At 64.9% G+C, this 19243-nt stretch carries 14 protein-coding genes; 8 read left to right on the top strand and 6 right to left on the bottom strand.

Going from position 1 to position 19243, the window contains the following annotated elements; genetic code table 11:
- Positions 1 to 3: 3 nt before the first annotated feature.
- From GEU84_RS05315 to GEU84_RS05305, 3 genes are all read right to left on the bottom strand, one after another.
- Positions 4 to 888 carry an ABC transporter permease gene (locus GEU84_RS05315; protein WP_152824159.1) on the bottom strand — a complete coding sequence of 295 codons (885 nt, stop codon included), beginning with the start codon at positions 886 to 888 and terminating at the stop codon, positions 4 to 6.
- A complete protein-coding gene (locus tag GEU84_RS05310; RefSeq protein WP_152824160.1) occupies positions 885 to 1979 on the bottom strand; it encodes an ABC transporter ATP-binding protein in 1095 nt (364 codons plus the stop codon). Before GEU84_RS05310 ends, GEU84_RS05315 begins: the two co-directional genes overlap by 4 nt.
- Before the next feature lie 127 nt (positions 1980 to 2106).
- Positions 2107 to 3249, bottom strand: a complete 1143-nt coding sequence (locus GEU84_RS05305; protein WP_152824161.1) for an extracellular solute-binding protein — start codon at positions 3247 to 3249, stop codon at positions 2107 to 2109.
- A gap of 305 nt (positions 3250 to 3554) precedes the next feature.
- On the opposite strand from GEU84_RS05305, the gene GEU84_RS05300 reads away from it, so the two are divergent.
- Positions 3555 to 4655 carry a mandelate racemase/muconate lactonizing enzyme family protein gene (locus GEU84_RS05300; protein WP_152824162.1) on the top strand — a complete coding sequence of 367 codons (1101 nt, stop codon included), beginning with the start codon at positions 3555 to 3557 and terminating at the stop codon, positions 4653 to 4655.
- 70 nt (positions 4656 to 4725) lie between these two features.
- Here the strand turns inward: GEU84_RS05300 and GEU84_RS05295 are convergent, their stop codons facing one another.
- The gene (locus tag GEU84_RS05295) at positions 4726 to 8187 is read right to left on the bottom strand and encodes a pyruvate carboxylase (protein WP_152824163.1); all 3462 of its coding nucleotides are present in this window, start codon (positions 8185 to 8187) and stop codon (positions 4726 to 4728) included.
- Between the two features lie 239 nt (positions 8188 to 8426).
- Here GEU84_RS05295 and GEU84_RS05290 point away from each other — a divergent pair, with 239 nt between their 5' ends.
- Complete coding sequence (locus tag GEU84_RS05290; RefSeq protein WP_152824164.1) at positions 8427 to 8897, top strand: DUF302 domain-containing protein; 471 nt, start codon at positions 8427 to 8429, stop codon at positions 8895 to 8897.
- Positions 8898 to 8974: 77 nt separating this feature from the next.
- Positions 8975 to 11326, top strand: a complete 2352-nt coding sequence (locus GEU84_RS05285; RefSeq protein ID WP_152824165.1) for an ATP-dependent helicase — start codon at positions 8975 to 8977, stop codon at positions 11324 to 11326.
- 62 nt (positions 11327 to 11388) lie between these two features.
- On the opposite strand, the gene GEU84_RS05280 is transcribed toward GEU84_RS05285, so the two are convergent.
- A complete protein-coding gene (locus tag GEU84_RS05280; RefSeq protein ID WP_152824166.1) occupies positions 11389 to 12540 on the bottom strand; it encodes a benzoate/H(+) symporter BenE family transporter in 1152 nt (383 codons plus the stop codon).
- Positions 12541 to 13286: 746 nt separating this feature from the next.
- Entirely contained in the window at positions 13287 to 13502 is a 216-nt protein-coding gene (locus GEU84_RS05275) for a DUF1127 domain-containing protein (RefSeq protein ID WP_152824167.1), read from the bottom strand.
- A 268-nt stretch (positions 13503 to 13770) separates the two neighbouring features.
- Here GEU84_RS05275 and GEU84_RS05270 point away from each other — a divergent pair, with 268 nt between their 5' ends.
- The 5 genes from GEU84_RS05270 (at position 13771) to GEU84_RS05250 (ending at position 19227) form a co-directional block, all read left to right on the top strand.
- Positions 13771 to 14862, top strand: coding sequence for an Mrp/NBP35 family ATP-binding protein (locus GEU84_RS05270; protein WP_152824168.1), 1092 nt, complete (start codon positions 13771 to 13773; stop codon positions 14860 to 14862).
- Positions 14863 to 15519: 657 nt separating this feature from the next.
- Entirely contained in the window at positions 15520 to 16056 is a 537-nt protein-coding gene (gene mraZ / locus GEU84_RS05265; protein WP_174539328.1) for a division/cell wall cluster transcriptional repressor MraZ, read from the top strand.
- 4 nt (positions 16057 to 16060) lie between these two features.
- Positions 16061 to 17074 carry a 16S rRNA (cytosine(1402)-N(4))-methyltransferase RsmH gene (gene rsmH / locus GEU84_RS05260; protein WP_152824170.1) on the top strand — a complete coding sequence of 338 codons (1014 nt, stop codon included), beginning with the start codon at positions 16061 to 16063 and terminating at the stop codon, positions 17072 to 17074.
- Positions 17075 to 17419 carry a cell division protein FtsL gene (ftsL, locus tag GEU84_RS05255; RefSeq protein ID WP_152824171.1) on the top strand — a complete coding sequence of 115 codons (345 nt, stop codon included), beginning with the start codon at positions 17075 to 17077 and terminating at the stop codon, positions 17417 to 17419.
- A complete protein-coding gene (locus tag GEU84_RS05250; protein ID WP_174539327.1) occupies positions 17416 to 19227 on the top strand; it encodes a penicillin-binding transpeptidase domain-containing protein in 1812 nt (603 codons plus the stop codon). Before ftsL ends, GEU84_RS05250 begins: the two co-directional genes overlap by 4 nt.
- Positions 19228 to 19243: the final 16 nt, after the last annotated feature.

The raw sequence follows: 19243 nt of genomic DNA, 5'->3' as shown, positions 1-19243 counted from the left end.
CCCCTATTTCGCAATGTCCGACAGCTTGACCTTGAAGATGCGCATCACCAGCGACACGAAGACCGTGCAGATGATCAGCAGCAAGAAGGCGTAGGCCGAGCCGGTGTTCCAGTCCTGCGATTCAAACATCCATTGCTGGATGATCTCGGTGAACCAGCGCGAATTGGTCGAGGCCAGCAGCGTGGGCACCAGAATGGACCCCGCCGACAGCATGAACACCGTCACCGACCCCGAGGCGATGCCGGGCTTGCAATGCGGCAGGATCACCCGCCAATGCGTGCGCCACCAGGGCGCGCCCAGATCCTCCGACGCCTCGATCTGGTTGGTGTCCAGCGACTGCACGGCGTTATAGACCGGGAAAAGCATGAACAGCACATAGGTATAGACCAGCCCGATCATCACCGACCGGAACCCTGTCATCCAGCGGATCGGGTCTTCGATGATCCCCAGCCCGATCAGGCCGAAATTCAGCGGGCCCTTCAGTGACAGGATGATGAACCACGCGAAAGACCGCAGAATCTCTGACACCCACAGCGGGATGAACAGCAGAAGGAACAGTGTCGGCACCAGTTTCAGATCGGCCACCTTGGCCAGATAATAGGCCAAGGGATAGGCGATGATGAAACAGATCACCGTCACGATGCTGGAATAAAGGATGGTCCAGATGAACACCCGGATATGGATCGGGCTTTCAAAGAATTTCAGATAGTTGTCAAAGCTGTAGGTGTCATTCGGCCCGCCCACCTCGGCAATCGGCAGATAGGGGCGGAACGAGTTTTCGAACAGGTAGATGTTGGGCAGGATCACCAGCGCCAGCAGCCAGAAGGCGGTCAGCAGGATGAAAATGCTTGTCAGCACGGGGCCATAGCGGTTGAGAAGATCCTTCATGCGTCAGGATCCTTTGCCGCCGTGTCACCGGCCAGGATCAGCGCATGCGCCGGATCGAACACCATATGCAGCTTTTCGCCCGGTTTCGGCACTGTTGCCGCGCCGTCATTGCGCGCCTCGGCCACCAGCATCTGCCCGCTGGAATCGCGCGACTGGATCGAGATGAAGTTGCCCTCGAAGGCCACATCCGTGACCTCGACCGGGATGGAGTTCAAGGCACCCGGGCCGGCTTGCAGCGTCACATGTTCAGGGCGCAGGAACAGCCGGGTCTTCGCGCCGGTGGTGTTCGGCCCCAGCCGCGCCTGAAACGTGCCGCTGGCGGTGCGGAAAGTGGCAAAGGCCCCTTCGGCCCCGGCAACCTCGCCGCTGAAGATGTTGTTTTCGCCCACGAAAGACGCGACAAACCCGTTGGCTGGCGCATCATAGATCTCTCTCGGGGTGGCCACCTGTTGCAGCTTGCCCTGGCTCATCACGCCCACGCGGTCTGACATGGCCAAAGCCTCGCCCTGGTCATGGGTGATGTAGATGAACGTCACCTGCGTGCGTTTCTGAATGGCGCGAAGTTCCGCCCTCATGTGCTGGCGCAACTTCAGGTCCAGCGCCGACAAGGGTTCGTCCAGCAGCATCACATCAGGTTCCACCGCCAGCGCGCGGGCGATGGCCACGCGCTGCTTCTGGCCGCCGGAAAGCTGGCTGACGCGCTTGTCGGCGGCATCTGGCAGATCGACCAGCCGCAACAGCTCTTCAGCCTTGGCGCGGCGGGTATTCTTGTCAACTCCCCGCACCTCAAGGCCAAAGGCGATGTTTTCCCACACCGGCATCAGCGGAAACAGCGCGAGGTTCTGGAATATCAGCGCCGTGGGCCGCTGGTTTGGCCGCGTGTTCTTCATGTCCTTGCCGCCGATGCGGATCACGCCTTCGCTGGGGTTGGTAAAACCGGAAATCATCCGCAGGATCGTGGTCTTGCCGCAGCCTGACGGCCCCAGAAACGAAAAGAACTCGCCCGGCTGGATATTCACATTCACCCGGTCCACAGCGCGGAACGTGCCGAAATCCGCGCATACATTGTCAAGATCGACGCCTGCCGTCATTGTCTTTCCGTTCCCCGTTGTCTTCCGGCCTTTGGCCTTTTTATCTGTGGCCAGCCTTGCAGCCTGGCCCCCCGAACGCAATCCGCCGGAGCTTTTTCAAGCTCCGGCGGACAGTCGTGCCACCAAATCAGGCAGCTTTGAACTTGTCGGCATATTCGCCGCGCTTGGCGATGAACCAGGCCTCTTGTGCCGGCCACCACCACAGTTTCGCCAGCGCCTCGTCGTTGAAGGCCGAATTGTAGTATTCGGCAATCGCCGGGTCCATCAGGTCGATGGCGCCCTTGGCCACCGGGTTGGCGGCAAAGGCGGTGGCCCAGATCGACGACCCTTCGGGCGTGGCCAGCCATTTCGCAAATTCATGCGCCTGTTCCACGTTCACCGCGTTCGACATCAGGGCAAGACCCTGGTTCCAGGCAAAGGCGCCTTCCGCCGGGGGGGCATAGCCAAAGCCCTGCGAGGCCAGGTTGAAGCCGGTCGAATCCCAGCACAGGCCGATGGTCGCGCCATTGGTCAGGAAACCGGCCTGCGCCTCGTTCTCGCCTGTCCACCACTGCACGATGCTGCCCTTGGCTGCGATGGCCTCGGCCAGGGCAATATCCCACAGCTCGACCATGGCGGCCTCGTCCTTGTAGCCGTCCAGCCACGGGCGCGGCAGCTTGCCGGTCGCGTCCAGATAGCGGCCCATCGCGGCCAGTGCCGAATGCGGGCGCACGCAGGCCATGTTGTCGCCCGAGAACAGGTCGCCCAGCGACGGCGGGGTGCTGAGTTTCGCATCGGCCTTGCTATAGACCAGCGCCTCGGTGCCCCAGACCGACAGCACGATCATGCGTGCGCCGTCCACGGTGGCCATCTCGCCCATGGTGCCGTCGGCAAGGCCGGGCAGATAGGCGTTCATGTCCAGTTTCGATGTGTCCCAGCCCTGCACAAGGCCGTTGCTGGCCCAGCCGCCGATGCGGTCAACGGTAGGTTCCACCACGTCAAGGCTGCCGGTTTGCAGCGCCAGCTTGGCCTGGGCGAACATGTCGTCCTGGCCCGGCTGTTCGACAAAGTTCACCTTGATGCCGGTTTTGGCTTCGAACGCCGGGAAGGCCTTTTCGGCCAGCGCCGGATAGCCGGCCCAGCCCATGAAGTTCAGCTCGCCCGACGAGGCCAGCGCCTGTTTCGACACCAGCGCCGGGGCGGCCAGCAGGCCCGCGCCAATCGCCGAGCCTTGCAGGAACGTGCGCCGGCTGAGTGTGGATTTGGATTTCGTCATCTTGTCGTCTCCCATTGGAATGCCGATCTTTTCTGTCCGGTCCGCACCTGCGCGTTCTGTGTGCGCAGGTTGATTTTACGGTTATGTCACAATTGCAAAATTACGGTGACGCCACGGTGTCGGCTTCCGCGCGCCTTGCCTCAGACATTTCCCGCAAACCATTTGTCTGTCAACAAATGGCTGCGTCGTTTGCGGGGGCGGGGCCTTGGAAAGCCGGGGGGGCTGATCTAACCTGTGCAAGTCGGTTGCGCGGCGCAACTGGCGCGTGTTTTTCGTCGCCCCCGGGGGCAGATCGCCGCCAAAAGGGCAAGAATCAGATGATGAAAATCCGCAGGCTGGAAACCTTCTGCAATCCCTATGTAGGCTTCGTGCGGGTGACGACCGACACCGGGGCGCAGGGCTGGGGGCAGGTATCCACCTACCATGCCGACATCACCTGCACGGTGTTCCACCGCCAGATCGCCCCGCATGCGCTGGGCACCGATGCGCTTGATTTCGCGGATACATTGCTGCGCATCAATGAGCGTGAGCACAAGTTTCCCGGCTCGTATCTGCGCCGGGCCACAACCGGGCTGGATACCGCGCTGTGGGATCTGCGCGGGCGTGTCGAGGGCAAGCCGGTGGTCGAACTGATCGGCGGCAGGCCGGGGCGGCTGCGCGCCTATGCCAGTTCGATGAAGCGCGACATCACGCCGCAGGATGAGCGTGACCGATTCCTGCGGCTGCGCGACGAAAAGGGCTTTGACGCCTTCAAGTGGCGCGTAGGGTCTGAATGCGGCCGTGACGCCGATGAATGGCCGGGCCGAACGGAAGAGATTGTGCCGCTGGTCGCCCGCGCGCTGGGTGACGGGGTGGACAAGCTGGTGGATGCCAATTCGTGCTATTCCCCCGCGCGCGCGATTCAAGTGGGCCGCATGCTGGAGGCCGAGGGCATCGGCCATTTCGAGGAACCCTGCCCCTATTGGGAATTTCAGCAGACCAAGGAAGTTACCGATGCCCTTTCGCTGGACGTGACAGGCGGCGAGCAGGATTGCGAATTCACCGCATGGCAGACCATGATCGGCATGCGCGCGGTGGATATCGTGCAGCCCGATGTGATGTATCTGGGCGGGCTGTCACGCACCTTGCAGGTCTGCGCCATGGCGCAGGCGGCGGGCCTGCCGGTGACGCCGCACGCCGCCAATCTGGGGTTGGTGACGATGTGCACCATGCACCTGCTGCGGGCGATTCCCAACGCCGGCAAGTATCTGGAACTGTCGATCGAGGGGCCGGATTACTACCCGTGGCAGGAGGGCCTGTTCCTGGGTGATCCCTTTGCGGTCGACGGCGGCCATGTGACCATCCCCGACACGCCCGGCTGGGGGGTCGATATCAACCCCGACTGGCTGGACAAGGCCAGCTATCAGGTCAGCGAGGTCTGAGGCGGCGCAACCTCGGGCGGAAGGGTCTGATGCGGGTTGGCCAGGGTGCGTTCCACCCGGGCCAACCCGCCTATTCCAGTTCGATCAGCAGATCCTTGGCGTCAATCTGGCTGCCCGGCTGCACATGCACCGCCTTGATCACCGCCGCGCGGTCGGCATGCAGGCCGGTTTCCATCTTCATCGCCTCGATGGTCAAAAGCAGATCACCCGCATTCACCTTCTGCCCCACGCTGACGCCGACCGAGGCCACAGCCCCCGGCATCGGCGCGCCGATATGGCCGGGGTTGCCCTCGGCAGCCTTGGGGCGGGCGGCGGTCTTGGCCTTGATCGCGCGGTTCGGCACCCGGATGACCCGGGGCTGGCCGTTCAGTTCAAAGAACACCCGCGCGTCGCCATCATCGGTGGTTTCGCCAACAGCTTGCAGCCGCAGTTCCAGCGTCTTGCCGGGGTCGATTTCCGCCGTGATCTCTTCGCCCGGTTCCATGCCGTAAAAGAACGTGCGCGTGGGCAGAGTGCGCACCGGGCCATAGATGCGGTGCCGGGTGCGGTAATCCATGAACACCTTGGGATACATCAGGTATCCGTTCAGATCCTCGTCATCCACGGTTTCCTCTTCGGCCTCGTCCGAGCCCACATGCAGGTCGGTGGCCAGTTTCATGCGCGCCGCCTCCATATCCACGGGCGGCAGATGCGCGCCGGGGCGGGCGGTGCTGGGGACTTCGCCCTTCAGCGCCTTTTTCGTGATCGCCTCAGGCCAGCCGCCATGGGGCTGGCCAAGGTTGCCGCGCAGCATGTCCACCACCGAATCGGGGAACGACACCTCGACCGCCGGATCCTCGACCTGCGCGCGGGTCAGCCCTTGGGCCACCATCATCAGCGCCATGTCGCCCACCACTTTCGATGACGGCGTGACCTTTACGATGTCGCCGAACATCTGGTTGGCATCGGCATAGGCCTGTGCCACCTCGTGCCAGCGTTCCTCAAGGCCCAGCGAACGCGCCTGCGCCTTGAGGTTGGTGAACTGCCCGCCGGGCATCTCGTGCAGATAGACCTCGGACGCGGGGGCTTGCAGGCCGGATTCGAAGGCCGCGTAATGCGCGCGCACCGCCTCCCAGTAGTTCGAGATTTCGCGGATCACGCCCACATCCAGCCCCGTGTCGCGGTCGGTGTTGCGCAGCGCCTCGACGATGGAGCCCAGCGTGGGCTGGCTGGTGTTGCCCGACAGGCTGTCCATCGCGCAATCGACCACATCCACCCCCACCTCGGCAGCGGCCAGAATCGTGGCCCCGCCAAGGCCCGAGGTGTCATGCGTGTGGAAATGGATCGGCAGGCCCACCTCTTCCTTCAGCGCCTTGACCAGCACGCGGGCGGCGGCGGGTTTCAACAGGCCCGCCATGTCCTTCAGCCCCAGCACATGCGCGCCTGCCGCCTTCAGCTCTTTGCCCAGCCCCACATAATAGGCCAGGTCATATTTCGCGCGGTTCGGGTCCAGAATGTCGCCGGTATAGCAGATCGAGCCTTCGCACAGCTTGTTCGCCTCGACCACCGCATCCATGGCGACGCGCATGTTTTCCACCCAGTTCAGCGAATCGAACACGCGGAACACATCCACCCCGGTTTCCGCCGCGCGGGCCACAAAGGCCTGCACCACATTGTCGGGATAGTTGGTGTAACCCACGCCGTTCGACCCGCGCAGCAGCATCTGCGTCATCACATTGGGCAGGGCCGCGCGGATGTCGCGCAGCCGTTGCCAGGGGCATTCCTGCAAGAACCGGTAGGCCACGTCGAACGTGGCCCCGCCCCAGCATTCGACCGAAAACAGGCTGCCCATGTTCGCGGCATAGGCCGGCGTCACCCGGATCATGTCGATCGACCGCATCCGGGTGGCCAGCAGGCTTTGATGCCCGTCGCGCATCGTGGTGTCGGTAATCAGCAGTTTGGTCTGCGCCGCCATCCAGTCGGCCACCGCCTGCGGGCCCTGCTGTTCCAGCAGGTTGCGGGTGCCCATCATCGGCTCGCCACGCAGCGCCGGGGGCTTGGGCACCTTGATGTCGGCGGCAGGCTTGGCCCGGCCCGCCGTTTCCGGGTGCCCGTTCACCGTGATGTCGGCGATATAGGTAAGAATCTTCGTCGCCCGGTCTCGGCGTTTCTTGAAGGTGAACAGCTCGGGCGTCGTGTCGATGAATTTGGTGGTGTAGGTGTTGTTCAGGAAGGTCGGGTGTTTCAGCAGGTTTTCCACAAAGGCGATGTTGGTGGATACGCCCCGGATGCGGAATTCGCGCAAGGCCCGGTCCATCCGCGCAATCGCCTTTTCCGGCGTCTGCGCCCAGGCGGTGACCTTCACCAACAGCGAGTCGTAATACCGCGTGATGACCCCGCCCGCATAGGCCGTGCCGCCATCCAGACGAATGCCCATGCCGGTGGCTGAACGGTAAGCGGTCAGCCGGCCATAATCGGGGATGAAGTTGTTCTGCGGGTCTTCGGTTGTCACACGGCATTGCACCGCATGGCCCGACAGGCGCACCTCATCTTGGCTGGCGACGCCGGTGGCCTCGGCCAGCGATTTGCCCTCGGCAATCCGGATCTGCGCCTGCACGATGTCGATGCCGGTGACTTCCTCTGTCACCGTATGTTCCACCTGCACGCGGGGGTTCACCTCGATGAAATAGAATTTCTCATCGTCCATATCCATCAGGAATTCGACGGTCCCCGCGCATTCATAGCCGACATGGGCGCAGATGCGGCGGCCCAGATCGCAGACCTCGGCGCGCTGGGCGTCGGTCAGATAGGGGGCGGGGGCACGTTCCACGACCTTCTGGTTGCGGCGCTGCACCGTGCAGTCACGTTCATACAGGTGATAAATCTCGCCCATCTTGTCGCCGAGGATCTGCACCTCGACATGGCGGGCGCGCAGGATCATCTTTTCCAGATAACCCTCGCCATTGCCGAATGCCGCCTCGGCCTCGCGCCGCCCTTCGCGCACCTTTTCGGGCAGTTCCTCGGGGTTGTTGATCGGGCGCATGCCGCGCCCGCCGCCGCCCCAGGACGCTTTCAGCATCAGCGGATAGCCCACTTCGGCCGCCTGCCGCTTCACCTCGTCCATGTCGTCGCCCAACACTTCGGTGGCGGGGATCACCGGCACCCCTGCCTCGATCGCCACACGGCGGGCCGAGGCCTTGTCACCCAGCGCGCGCATGGTCGCGGCCTTGGGGCCGATGAAGGTGATGCCCGCCGCATCGCAGGCATCCACGAAATCGGGGTTTTCCGACAGCAGGCCGTAACCGGGGTGAATGGCATCCGCCCCGGCCATTTTCGCCACGCGGATGATCTCGGGGATCGACAGATAGGCACCCACCGGTGACAGCCCTTCACCGATGCGGTAAGCCTCGTCAGCCTTGAAGCGGTGCAGGCTCAGCTTGTCTTCCTCGGCAAAGACGGCGACCGTCTTTTTGCCCATCTCGTTCGCCGCGCGCATCACGCGGATGGCAATCTCGCCCCGGTTGGCAATCAGGATCTTGCGGAATTCGGCCATTGTTGTTCCCCCGGATGCGTGGCTGTTGGTCGCACTTTAGGGGTGCTGCGGTGCAGCGCAATCCCTCTCGCAAGCCGGAATGAATTATTTGTGACCCGCTGCGGCACCTGCCGCCGCGCAGGCCTGACGAATTGGCACACGCCGCCTGACAAGCCCGTGATCCAGCCGCGCCTGCGCCGATATCCGGTTGCGCGGTTGTCAATCGCACCGCACCCTGCCACGGAAAATGGAGGATCCCGATGCGCCGCAGTCTGCTTGCCGCTACTCTCGCCCTGCTGCCCCTGCCAATGCTGGCCGAACCGCTGACCGAGCGGCCCGGCTGGCGGCTGATCGACACCGACACCCCTTATGCGGAACTGGTTGATGCGGTGAAACTGGCCATCCCGGCCCACGGGCTGAACGTGGTGACAGAGGCAGGCCCGACAGCGGCCGCCGCAGCGCTGGGCACGACGCTGCCCGGCAACCGGGTGATCGGCGCCTTTCACGCCCGCTATGCGATCCGGGTTCTGCCGCTGTCCACCGCCGCGATGATAGAGGCGCCCATCCGCCTTTACGTGACCGAAGACGCCGATGGCACCGCCACCCTGTCGTGGAAAACGCCCTCGCATGTCTTTGCGCCCTATATGGACGACGGCGGCGACGCGCTTGCCGGTATTGCCGCCGAGCTGGATGCGGTTTTCGAGGCCATCGCGGCTGACGCCACCAAATAGCGCCGATCCGTCAAAAAATTCGGAACAGACTGGGAACAATTCTTTAACTGCGGCCCAAAGCCCGCTATCCTTGCCCCATGAACAGTTTCGATGAACATGATGCCTTCGCGGCCGCCGTGCCCCTTAGCCAGCGTGCCATGGCCGCGCGGCCCACGCCCTATCTGGACGATCTGAACCCCGCGCAGCGCGAGGCTGTGCTGGCGCTGGATGGCCCGGTCTTGATGCTGGCGGGCGCAGGCACCGGCAAGACCAAGGCGCTGACCGCCCGCATCGTGCATCTGCTGACCACGGGGCGCGCCAGACCGAACGAGATTCTGGCCGTGACCTTCACCAACAAGGCCGCGCGCGAGATGAAAGACCGCGTGGGCCGCATGCTGGGGCAGGTGGAGGGGCTGCAATGGATGGGCACCTTCCATTCGATCAGCGTGAAAATCCTGCGCCGCCATGCCGAACTGGTCGGGCTGAAATCCAACTTCACCATTCTGGATACCGACGACCAGCTGCGCCTCTTGAAACAGCTGATCGTGGCCGCCAACATCGACGAAAAACGCTGGCCCGCCCGCATGTTGGCAGGCCTGATCGACGGCTGGAAAAACCGGGCATGGACGCCCGCCAAAGTGCCCGCGTCCGAGGCGTCAGCCTACAACAACCGCGGCACGGAGCTTTATGAACAGTATCAGGACCGGCTCAAGGCGCTGAACGCCACCGATTTCGGCGATCTGCTGCTGCATGTGGTGACGATCTTTCAGGCGCATCCGGATGTGCTGGCGCAATACCAGCGCTGGCTGAAATTCATTCTGGTGGATGAGTATCAGGATACCAACGTGGCGCAGTATCTGTGGCTGCGTCTGCTGGCGCAGGCCCACAAGAACATCTGCTGCGTGGGTGACGACGATCAGTCGATCTATGGCTGGCGCGGCGCCGAGGTGGGCAATATCCTGCGGTTCGAAAAGGATTTTCCGGGCGCGGTGGTGATCCGGCTGGAACAGAACTACCGCTCCACCCCGCATATCCTTGCCGCCGCATCGGGCATCATTGCGGCCAATGCCAACCGGCTGGGCAAGACGCTGTGGACCGAACGCGACGAAGGTGAAAAGGTCCGCCTGATCGGCCATTGGGATGGCGAGGAAGAGGCGCGCTGGATCGGTGACGAGGTTGAGGCGCTGCAAAAGGGCACCCGGCGGATTGACCCGCAGGGGCTGGACAGCATGGCCATTCTGGTGCGCGCCAGCCACCAGATGCGCGCGTTCGAGGATCGGTTCCTGACCATCGGCCTGCCTTACCGCGTCATTGGCGGCCCGCGATTCTATGAACGGCTGGAGATTCGCGATGCGATGGCCTATTTCCGCCTGGCCGTGTCGCCCGAGGATGATCTGGCCTTTGAACGGGTGGTGAACACGCCCAAACGGGGACTTGGCGACAAGGCGCAACAAGACATCCAGCGCGAGGCGCGGGCGCAGGGCCTGCCGCTGCTGGACGGCGCGCGCGCGCTGCTGGCGCGGGGGGCCATCGGCGGCAAGGGGGCCGGGCAGCTGCGCGCCTTTGTCGAAGGGATGGACCGCTGGCACCGCGTCACCCACCAGCAGGGCCACAACCACATCGCGCTGGCCGAGACGATTCTGGAGGAATCCGGCTATACCGCCATGTGGCAGCAGGACAAGACGCCCGAGGCCCCGGGCCGGCTGGAAAACCTGAAGGAACTGGTCAAGGCGCTGGAACAGTTCGAAAATCTGCAAGGGTTCCTCGAACATGTCAGCCTCATCATGGAAAACGAGACCGAAGAGGCCGCGCAGAAGGTCAGCATCATGACCCTGCATGCCGCCAAGGGGCTGGAATTTCCCGTGGTCTTTCTGCCGGGCTGGGAGGATGGCCTGTTCCCCTCGCAACGGTCCATGGACGAATCGGGTCTGAAGGGGCTGGAGGAGGAGCGTCGGCTGGCCTATGTGGGCATCACCCGGGCCGAGGTGCTGTGCACCGTGTCTTTCGCCGCCAACCGCCGCGTCTATGGCCAGTGGCAATCGGCGCTTCCGTCACGCTTCATCGACGAACTGCCTGCCGATCATGTGGATGTGCTGACGCCGCCCGGGCTTTACGGCGGCGGTTTTGGCGCGGCTGGGATGGCCTCGGCCATGGATGCGCGGGTGGCATCGGCCGATGTCTACAATTCCCCCGGCTGGAAACGCATGCAGGACCGCGCCGCCACACGCCCGGTATCGCAGCCGCGCGAGACGCGGCATGTGACGATTGATCTGGATGCGGTGTCATCCTTCACGCTGGGCGACCGGGTGTTCCATGTCAAATTCGGCTATGGCGCGGTGGTGGCGATCGAGGGCGACAAGCTGGATGTCGATTTCGAACAGGCCGGGCTGAAAAAGATCGTCGCGCGATTCGTTGTAGCGGCCGCCGCCGCGGATGACGTGCCGTTCTGAGGCTGGCTGGCCGGGGAGGCCTCCGGCGGGGATATTTGGAGACAGAAAATGACGATGCGGCGTCAAAGGGCGCGGCGAGCCTTGACCTGTTCGATGCCGAACACGGCCAGCCCCGCCAGCAGCCCCCAGAACGCCGCGCCGATGCCAAAGGCCGCGACGCCCGAGGCGCTGACCGTCAGCGTGACCACCGCGGCAAAACGCTGTGAAGGCTGCGCAAAGGCGGCGGTCAGCGCGCCGGTCAGCGCGGCCAGCAGGGCAAGGCCGACAATCGCCGTGACCAGCGGGCCGGGCAAGGCGGTAATGATCATCAGCAGGACCGGGCCCAGCAGACCCAATGCCAGCCACGCCGCGCCGTAGACCAGCCCCACCTTCCAGCGCTGGTTGCGGTCGGGATGCACCTCGTCGCCCAGACAGATCGCGGCGGTGATCGCGGCCATGTTGACGGTGTGGCCGCCGAACAGTGCCGCCAGCGCCGACAGCCCGCCCGTCACCCCCAGCGCCGCGCGCACGGGCGGCTCATACCCCGCCGCGCGCAGGGTGGCAAAGCCGGGCAGGTTCTGCGACGCCATCGTCACCAGATACAGCGGCACGCCCAGCCCCAGCAGCACGCCCGGGCGGAATTCGGGGGCGATGAAGGTCAGCGCGGGCAGCGAAAACCGCAGGTCGGGCAGCGTGGCCGGGCCGGCAAAGGCCAGTGCCACGCCACAGGCCAGCGCTGCCAGCACCGCCAGCGCGGGGTTCACCAGCCGCACCAGCGCAAAGACCAGAACCACCGGCAGCACCAGCAGGGGCAAAGCCTCGGCCGCGCCCGCCACCCGCAGGCAGAACGGCAGCAGCACCCCGGCCAGCATGCCCGCCGCAATCCCGTCGGGGATCATCGCCACCACCCGGCCCAGCGGGCGCAGCGCGCCGGTCAGCGCGATCAGCCCGCCCGCCAGCAGAAATGCGCCCACAGCCTCGGCCATCGTCACGCCCTGGGTCGCCGCCATCAGTGCCGCGCCGGGGGTGGACCAGGCCAGCACCACCGGCACCCGCGCCTGCATGCTCAGAAACGCCGAACCTGCCGCCTTGGCCAGACACACCGCCAGCACCCAGGAGGTTGTCTGCGCCGGTGTCGCGCCCAGGGCGGCGGCCGCGGCCAGCACCAGCGCGATCGTGCTGCCAAAGCCGACCAGTGCCGCCACAAGGGCTGCCGAAATCAGTGATGCGCGCAAGGCAAGACCCCCGTCGATTGCGCGGCGACTATGGCGCGTGGCGTGGCGGATGCAAGCTGTGGATCGGGGCGCTGAAAAAGCAACGGCGGTGCCCAGGGAGGAGGTTGGGCACCGCCGTCTTGATCAACATCCGGCCCAGGGAGGAGGAGGGGCCATCCGTATCCTCGGCGCGGCTGTGCCTGCGCCGGTATGACGACACGGCAACCCCAGGGAGGAGGAGGGGGCCGCCGGTCTTATCCTCGGCCTGACCCCGGGAGGAGGTGGGGCGACCGAAGCGGTTGTGGGACAGGGCAGCGCCCGTTCCCGAATTCAGGCGCGGCGGCTCCGGGGAGGAGGTCGAAGCCGCCGCTCTGGTCAACGGCACCCCGGGAGGAGGTAGGGCACCGCAGGCCGGTGGAAACGGGCCAGGCCCGGTTTCCGTATCTCAATGGCGGCACCCCCGGGGAGGAGGATCAGAGGCGCCGCCCTGGTCGTCAGCCAACCCCGGGAGGAGGTAGGGCGGCTGAAGCCCATGTGGCCGGAGCGCAGGGCCCGGGCCGGAAACTGGTGCGGCGACCCCAGGGAGGAGGAGGGGGCCGCCGCGCTTTCGTCAGGCCCAGGGAGGAGGAGGGGCCTTTCGAAGCTGGGTGAAGCCGGGTCAGGTCTGAGCCGTAGCTTCGGTGTAAAGGGCGGCGGCACCAGGGAGGAGGAGAAGTGCCGCCGCTTTTGCTACAGACCCCGGGAGGAGGTGGGGTCTCGCAAGAAACTTATTTGCCGTAGGCCGCTTCCATGGCGATGCGGGCGATCGACGAGCGGTGAATGCCAAGGTCAGCCAGTTCGCGCGCCGTCAGGGCGTTCAGTTCGCGGACTGTCTGGCTGTAGATCCGGCGGCGCTGCAGGCCATCCTTCACCGATTTCACAAGGGTTGCCACGCGGTCAGCAAGACCGTTGTTCGCAACGCGGGTGGTGTTTACATAAGCCATTGTCTTTAGCCTCAAGTTATATCCGGCGCTTCTGCGGTTGGCCATCTGGCTGTCCGTTGCGCTGTTAGGGGTAACATGGGGCAATTGCTGCAACTGCACAATGTCCTTTCCCCGCAATGCTGCCATGCGGCGAATGCATGACTGCACAGGTGAAATAACCAATGGGAAACAGGCGCTTCGTCTGAATTTTGAGCAAATGGTAAACACGGGCTTGCCCTTTGGTGCAAAGCGTTGAAGCTGTGCCCGGGCTTTGGGCGAAGGAGAGATGATGCCGGATCTGCGGGACAGCGTGCTGGAGGCTCTGGGCCGGATCGAAATCCCCGGTGGCGGCAGCCTGACCGGACGCGACTTGATTCGCGCGCTTTCGTTTGAGGGCGGAAAAGTGCGTTTCGTGATCGAGGCCGAGAATCCCGAACAGGCCCGCATGCTGGAGCCCGCGCGCATCGCGGCCGAGGCGGCGGTGCGCGCCGTGCCGGGTGTAACCGATGTGGCCGTGGTGTTGACCGCGCATGGCCCGGCGGCACCCAAGGCGGCGCATTCCCACGGCCCCGCGCCCGGGCTGAAGATCGGCCAGCATCCCACGCCCGCGCCCGCAGGCCCGCAGCGAATATCGGGCATCGACCGCATCATCGCCATTGCTTCGGGCAAGGGCGGGGTGGGCAAATCCACCGTCGCCTCCAACCTTGCAGTCGCGCTGGCGCGGCAGGGGCGGCTCGTGGGCCTTCTGGATGCCGACATCTACGGCCCCAGCCAGCCGCGCATGATGGGCGTGTCCAAACGCCCGGCCAGCCCCGATGGCAAGACGATCATCCCCTTGCAGGCCCATGGCGTCACCATGATGTCGATCGGCCTGATGCTGAAAGAGGACGAGGCGGTGATCTGGCGCGGCCCGATGATCATGGGGGCCTTGCAGCAACTGCTGGGGCAGGTGGAATGGGGCGGGCTGGATATCTTGATCATCGACCTGCCACCGGGCACGGGCGACATTCAACTGACCCTGTGCCAGCGCACCCACCTGACCGGCGCGATTGTCGTCAGCACGCCGCAGGATGTGGCGCTGCTGGATGCGAGGAAGGCGCTGGACATGTTTCAGAAGCTGAAAACCCCGGTGCTGGGGCTGATCGAGAACATGTCGTCCTACATATGCCCCGCCTGCGGGCACGAGGCGCACATCTTTGGCCATGGCGGGGTAGCCGCCGATGCGGTGCGGCTGGGCCTGCCGTTTCTGGGCGAACTGCCGCTGCATCTGGATGTGCGGCTGGCAGGCGATTCCGGCACGCCAGTGGCGGCGGGCGAGGGGCCCTTGGCCCAGGCCTATGCCGCCCTGGCCGCCCGGCTGGTCGCGGGCGGCATGGCCTGAACCGGCCCGGTTTCCCGCCCCGGACGGGGGTGGGAAATCATGGGAAAAGGGGCGCTCACGCGCCGTCTCTGCGAATCACTTATCCGCGAATCGGCTGTGAACCCGGGGCGTTTGCACCGGGTTCTTGACTTGTTCCCATGGCGCATGCGGGACGTGCCGGAACCGCCGGGAAAAAATGGGAAATCTTGGGATCAGGTGGCATCGGCCTGTGCCCCCTACATTTAGGGTGTCCCGATCACAACTTTCGCCACAATTGGTAGTGCGGCGGGCGCGGCGCATCGCATTTGTCCCTCCGGTTTCCACCTCTTGCCCCTGTGCCCCCAGTTCATCCCAAAAAAACCCTTTGCTTCCCATCTGATCCCATGGCATCCCTTGCTCACGGAAGCGAAGACGGGCACACCAAGCTAGGGGCGGCAAAGACCCCGAACAGGCGAAATCGGCAGTTTCATACAGGCACCCGCCTTCGTTCCCGAAACAAAGAGATCCGACGCGCGAGCGAGCAGACATCCCCCCAGGTGGCGCGCGCAGTTGGGCACCCAGCGATGGGACAGACCGGCGGATCGGGCAGTGGCAGCCGCTCGATCCGCCGTTTTCATTTCAGGCCGCCGTTTCCCGCCGGGTCCACCCGCACCGGGAACAAGAAGGAGCCGCAAGGCCGTGTCCGAGGCGTTCAGAGGCGAGTTCAACCAGAAGGTTGACAGCAAGGCGAGGGTGTCGATCCCTGCGGCCTTCCGCCGTATTCTGGAGGCGGGCGACCCCGATTTCAACCCTGATCTGGGCAAGGAAGCGCGGGCGAAATTCGTGCTGGTCTATGGCGGCGACAAGCGCGAGTTTCTGGAATGCTACACCGTGGCCGAGATGCGCGAACTGGAAAAGCAGATCGTCGCCATGCCCAAGGGCACAAAAGAGCGGCGCATTCTTGAACGCAACATGATCACCCTGACCGTCACGCTGGAAATCGACAGCGACGGCCGTATCGTCTTGCCTTCAAAGGCGCGTGACAAGATCGAACTGACCGCCGACCTGCTGAAGGATGGCGTGGAAACGGTGTTTGCCGGCACCCTGGACACGTTTCAGATCTGGCGTGCTGACACGTTCGAGGCCGCCATCAGCCGCCAGGCCGAAGAAGAGATCGAAGAACTGAAGGGTGGGGCCGACATCCTGTCGCTGTTGCCGCCCAGGCCGGCGGCCTGATCCGATGGCCCCCAGCGATCCCCTTTCCGGTCGCCACACCCATGTTCCGGTGCTGCTGCGCCCCTTGCTGGCCGCTGTGGCGCCGGTGTCGGGCCTGTGGCTGGATGGCACATTCGGCGCGGGCGGCTATGCGCGCGGGCTGCTTGATGCCGGGGCAGGGCGGGTGATCGGGGTGGACCGTGACCCTTTGGCCTTGCAGATGGCGGCGGGCTGGATCGGCGATTATGCCGGGCGGCTGGATCTGGTGCAGGGCAACTTCTCTGACATTGCCCATATCGCGCCCACGCTGCTGGATGGCGTGGTGCTGGATCTGGGCGTGTCGTCGATGCAGCTGGATCAGGCCGAACGCGGCTTTTCCTTTGCCAAGGACGGCCCCTTGGACATGCGGATGAGCCAGCAGGGCGAATCCGCCGAAGACATCGTGAATGCCGCCGCCGAGGATCATCTGGCCGACATCCTGTATCACTTCGGCGAGGAACGCGCCGCGCGCCGCATCGCAAAGGCCATCGTCGCCGCCCGTGCGCAGCAACCCATCACCACCACCCTGCGGCTGGCGGAAATCGTCTCGGGCTGCCTGCCACGCCCCAAACCCGGCCAAAGCCACCCCGCCACCCGCAGCTTTCAGGCGATCCGCATCGCCGTGAACACCGAGTTTACCGAACTGGTGCAGGGGCTCGAAGCCGCCGAGGCCGTGCTGAAGCCCGGCGGCAAGCTGGCCGTCGTGACCTTTCACAGCCTCGAAGACCGCATCGTGAAACGGTTCTTTCAACTGCGCTCGGGGGGGGAGGCGAATGCCAACCGCTATGCCCCGGCCACCGAGGCTGACGCGCCGCGATTCACCCTTGTGTCGAAACGCGCGATTCCGCCGGATGAGGCCGAACTGGCCGACAACCCGCGCGCCCGTTCGGCCAAGCTGCGCGTGGGCATCCGCACCGATGCCCCCGCAGACCACACCGACCCTGCCGCGCTGGCCATGCCCTCGCTTCCCCAGACCCCGCCAAGGAAAGGACGCCGCTGAATGCGCCCCGTGATCTATGTGCTGTCGTTTCTGGCTGTCATGGCATTGGCCTTCTGGGCCTACCGCGAGAATTACGCCACCCAGCAGGCCCTGCGCGAAGTGTCGGGGCTGAACCGCGAGATTGCGGGCCTGCGCGAGGCGCTGTCGGTGCAGCGTGCCGAATGGGCCTATCTGAACCGCCCCGACCGGCTGCGCGAACTGGCCACGCTGAACTTTGACCGGCTGGGCCTTCTGCCGCTGGAGCCGGAACAATTCGGCGACCCCAAGCAGGTGGCCTATCCGCCCGAACCGCTATTCAACATCGAGCAGCCGGTGAATGTCTCCGGCGAGGAGGAACCGCTGTGACACGCACCCCCCTGCGCCCGCTGGCGCGCATCCTGTCGGCCCGCGCCAATGGCGAAAACCCCGACACGATCGAGCGTGAAAACCTGCGCCTGCGGCACGAGGAACTGCGCGACCGTTCGCGCAACCGGGCCGAAGGGCGTCTGCTGCTGCTGGGGGTCGCCTTCTTCATGGCCTTCACCATCATCGGCGGGCGCATGGGCCTGCTGGCCGCCTCGCAGCCCGAAGAACCGCGCGCGGCGGCGACCGGGGCCGAGATCCTGAACCAGCGCGCCGACATCACCGACCGCAACGGCCGCGTGCTGGCCACCAACCTGCTGACCCATTCGCTGTATGCCCATCCCAAGGATATGGTCGATCCGGGTCGCGTGGCGCGCGAACTGGCCGCGATTTTCCCCGAACTGGATGCCGAAGCGCTGCAAAAACGCTTTACCGACGGGCGCAGCTTCCTGTGGGTGCGCCGCAAGCTGAGCCCCGAACAGATGCAGGCCGTGCATGACATCGGCGATCCGGGCCTGCTGTTTGGCCCGCGCGAGATGCGGCTTTACCCCAACGGGCGGCTGGCCGCGCATGTGCTGGGCGGTGCGTCCTTTGGCGCGGAAGGCGTGCATTCCGCCGAGGTGATCGGCACCGCCGGCATCGAAAAGGCGCTGGATGCCCGCCTGCGCGACCCCGCCAAAGGCACCGAACCGCTGACCCTGTCCATCGACATGACCGTGCAGGCCGCCACGCATGAGGTGCTGGAGGCGGGCATGAAGATGATGAACGCCAAGGGGGCCGCCGCCATCCTGATGGATGTGACATCGGGCGAGATCCTCAGCCTGGTCTCGCTGCCCGATTTTGACCCAAACGACCGCCCGCAGCCCCTTGTCGGGGCCAAGGATGACCCGGCCGACAGCCCGCTGTTCAACCGCGCGGTGCAGGGGGTCTATGAACTCGGCTCCACCTTCAAGATCTTCACCGCCGCGCAGGCGCTGGAACTGGGCCTTGTGAACCCCGAAACCATGGTCGATGCCAATGCGCCGATGCAATGGGGCAAGCACAAGATCAAGGAGTTTCAGGGCAAGAACTATGGCCCGCTGCTGTCCGTCACCGATGTGATCGTGAAATCCTCCAACGTCGGCACCGCGCGGCTGGCCTTGCAGATCGGCGGGCTGCGCCAGCAGGCTTTTCTGAAATCGCTGGGCTTTTTCGACGCAACCCCGCTGGAACTGGTCGAGGCTCCGGGCGCCAAGCCGCTGATCCCCGCGCGCTGGCCGGAAATCGTCACGATCACCACCTCTTACGGCCACGGCATGTCGGCCAGCCCGATGCATCTGGCCGCCGCCTATGCCACCATCGCCAATGGCGGCCTGTCGGTCACGCCCACGCTGCTGCGCCAGGACAGGCCCGGCCCCGGCAACCGCATCATGTCGGAAAAGTCCGCCGATGCGGCGGTGTCGATGCTGCGCCAGGTTGTGACCAAGGGCACCGCCTCGATGGGCGAGGTTCCGGGCTATGCTGTGGCGGGCAAGACCGGCACCGCCGACAAGCCGCGCCCCAAGGAACTGGGCGGCGGCTATTACAAGGACAAGGTGATCAACACCTTCGCCTCGGTCTTTCCGGCCAATGACCCGAAATATGTGCTGATCGTGACGCTGGATGAACCCGTGGAAACCAGCGGCCCCGAACCGCGCCGCACCGCAGGCTGGACGGCGGTTCCCGTCGCCGCCGAGGTGATCCGCCGCACCGCCCCGCTGCTGGGCCTGCGTCCGGCAGTTGAATTTGTTGCCCCCGATGCGCTACTGGCTGCCAACGCGATTGACGAGTGACGGCGGGGGCAAGGGC

It is taken from the genome of Fertoeibacter niger, from assembly GCF_009380135.2.
Lineage (GTDB): Bacteria > Pseudomonadota > Alphaproteobacteria > Rhodobacterales > Rhodobacteraceae > Fertoeibacter > Fertoeibacter niger.
This window is presented reverse-complemented; position numbering and strand designations above follow the sequence as displayed.

Bases quoted from the DNA above. Each gene is read 5' to 3' on its own strand.
- GEU84_RS05290 (WP_152824164.1), top strand. From the start codon at position 8,427: ATGCGCCGCAGTCTGCTTGCCGCTACTCTCGCCCTGCTGCCCCTGCCA.
- rsmH (WP_152824170.1), top strand. From the start codon at position 16,061: ATGGCCCCCAGCGATCCCCTTTCCGGTCGCCACACCCATGTTCCGGTG.
- ftsL (WP_152824171.1), top strand. From the start codon at position 17,075: ATGCGCCCCGTGATCTATGTGCTGTCGTTTCTGGCTGTCATGGCATTG.
- GEU84_RS05270 (WP_152824168.1), top strand. From the start codon at position 13,771: ATGCCGGATCTGCGGGACAGCGTGCTGGAGGCTCTGGGCCGGATCGAA.
- GEU84_RS05275 (WP_152824167.1), bottom strand. From the start codon at position 13,502: ATGGCTTATGTAAACACCACCCGCGTTGCGAACAACGGTCTTGCTGAC.
- GEU84_RS05300 (WP_152824162.1), top strand. From the start codon at position 3,555: ATGAAAATCCGCAGGCTGGAAACCTTCTGCAATCCCTATGTAGGCTTC.
- GEU84_RS05285 (WP_152824165.1), top strand. From the start codon at position 8,975: ATGAACAGTTTCGATGAACATGATGCCTTCGCGGCCGCCGTGCCCCTT.
- GEU84_RS05315 (WP_152824159.1), bottom strand. From the start codon at position 888: ATGAAGGATCTTCTCAACCGCTATGGCCCCGTGCTGACAAGCATTTTC.
- GEU84_RS05305 (WP_152824161.1), bottom strand. From the start codon at position 3,249: ATGGGAGACGACAAGATGACGAAATCCAAATCCACACTCAGCCGGCGC.
- GEU84_RS05295 (WP_152824163.1), bottom strand. From the start codon at position 8,187: ATGGCCGAATTCCGCAAGATCCTGATTGCCAACCGGGGCGAGATTGCC.
- GEU84_RS05310 (WP_152824160.1), bottom strand. From the start codon at position 1,979: ATGACGGCAGGCGTCGATCTTGACAATGTATGCGCGGATTTCGGCACG.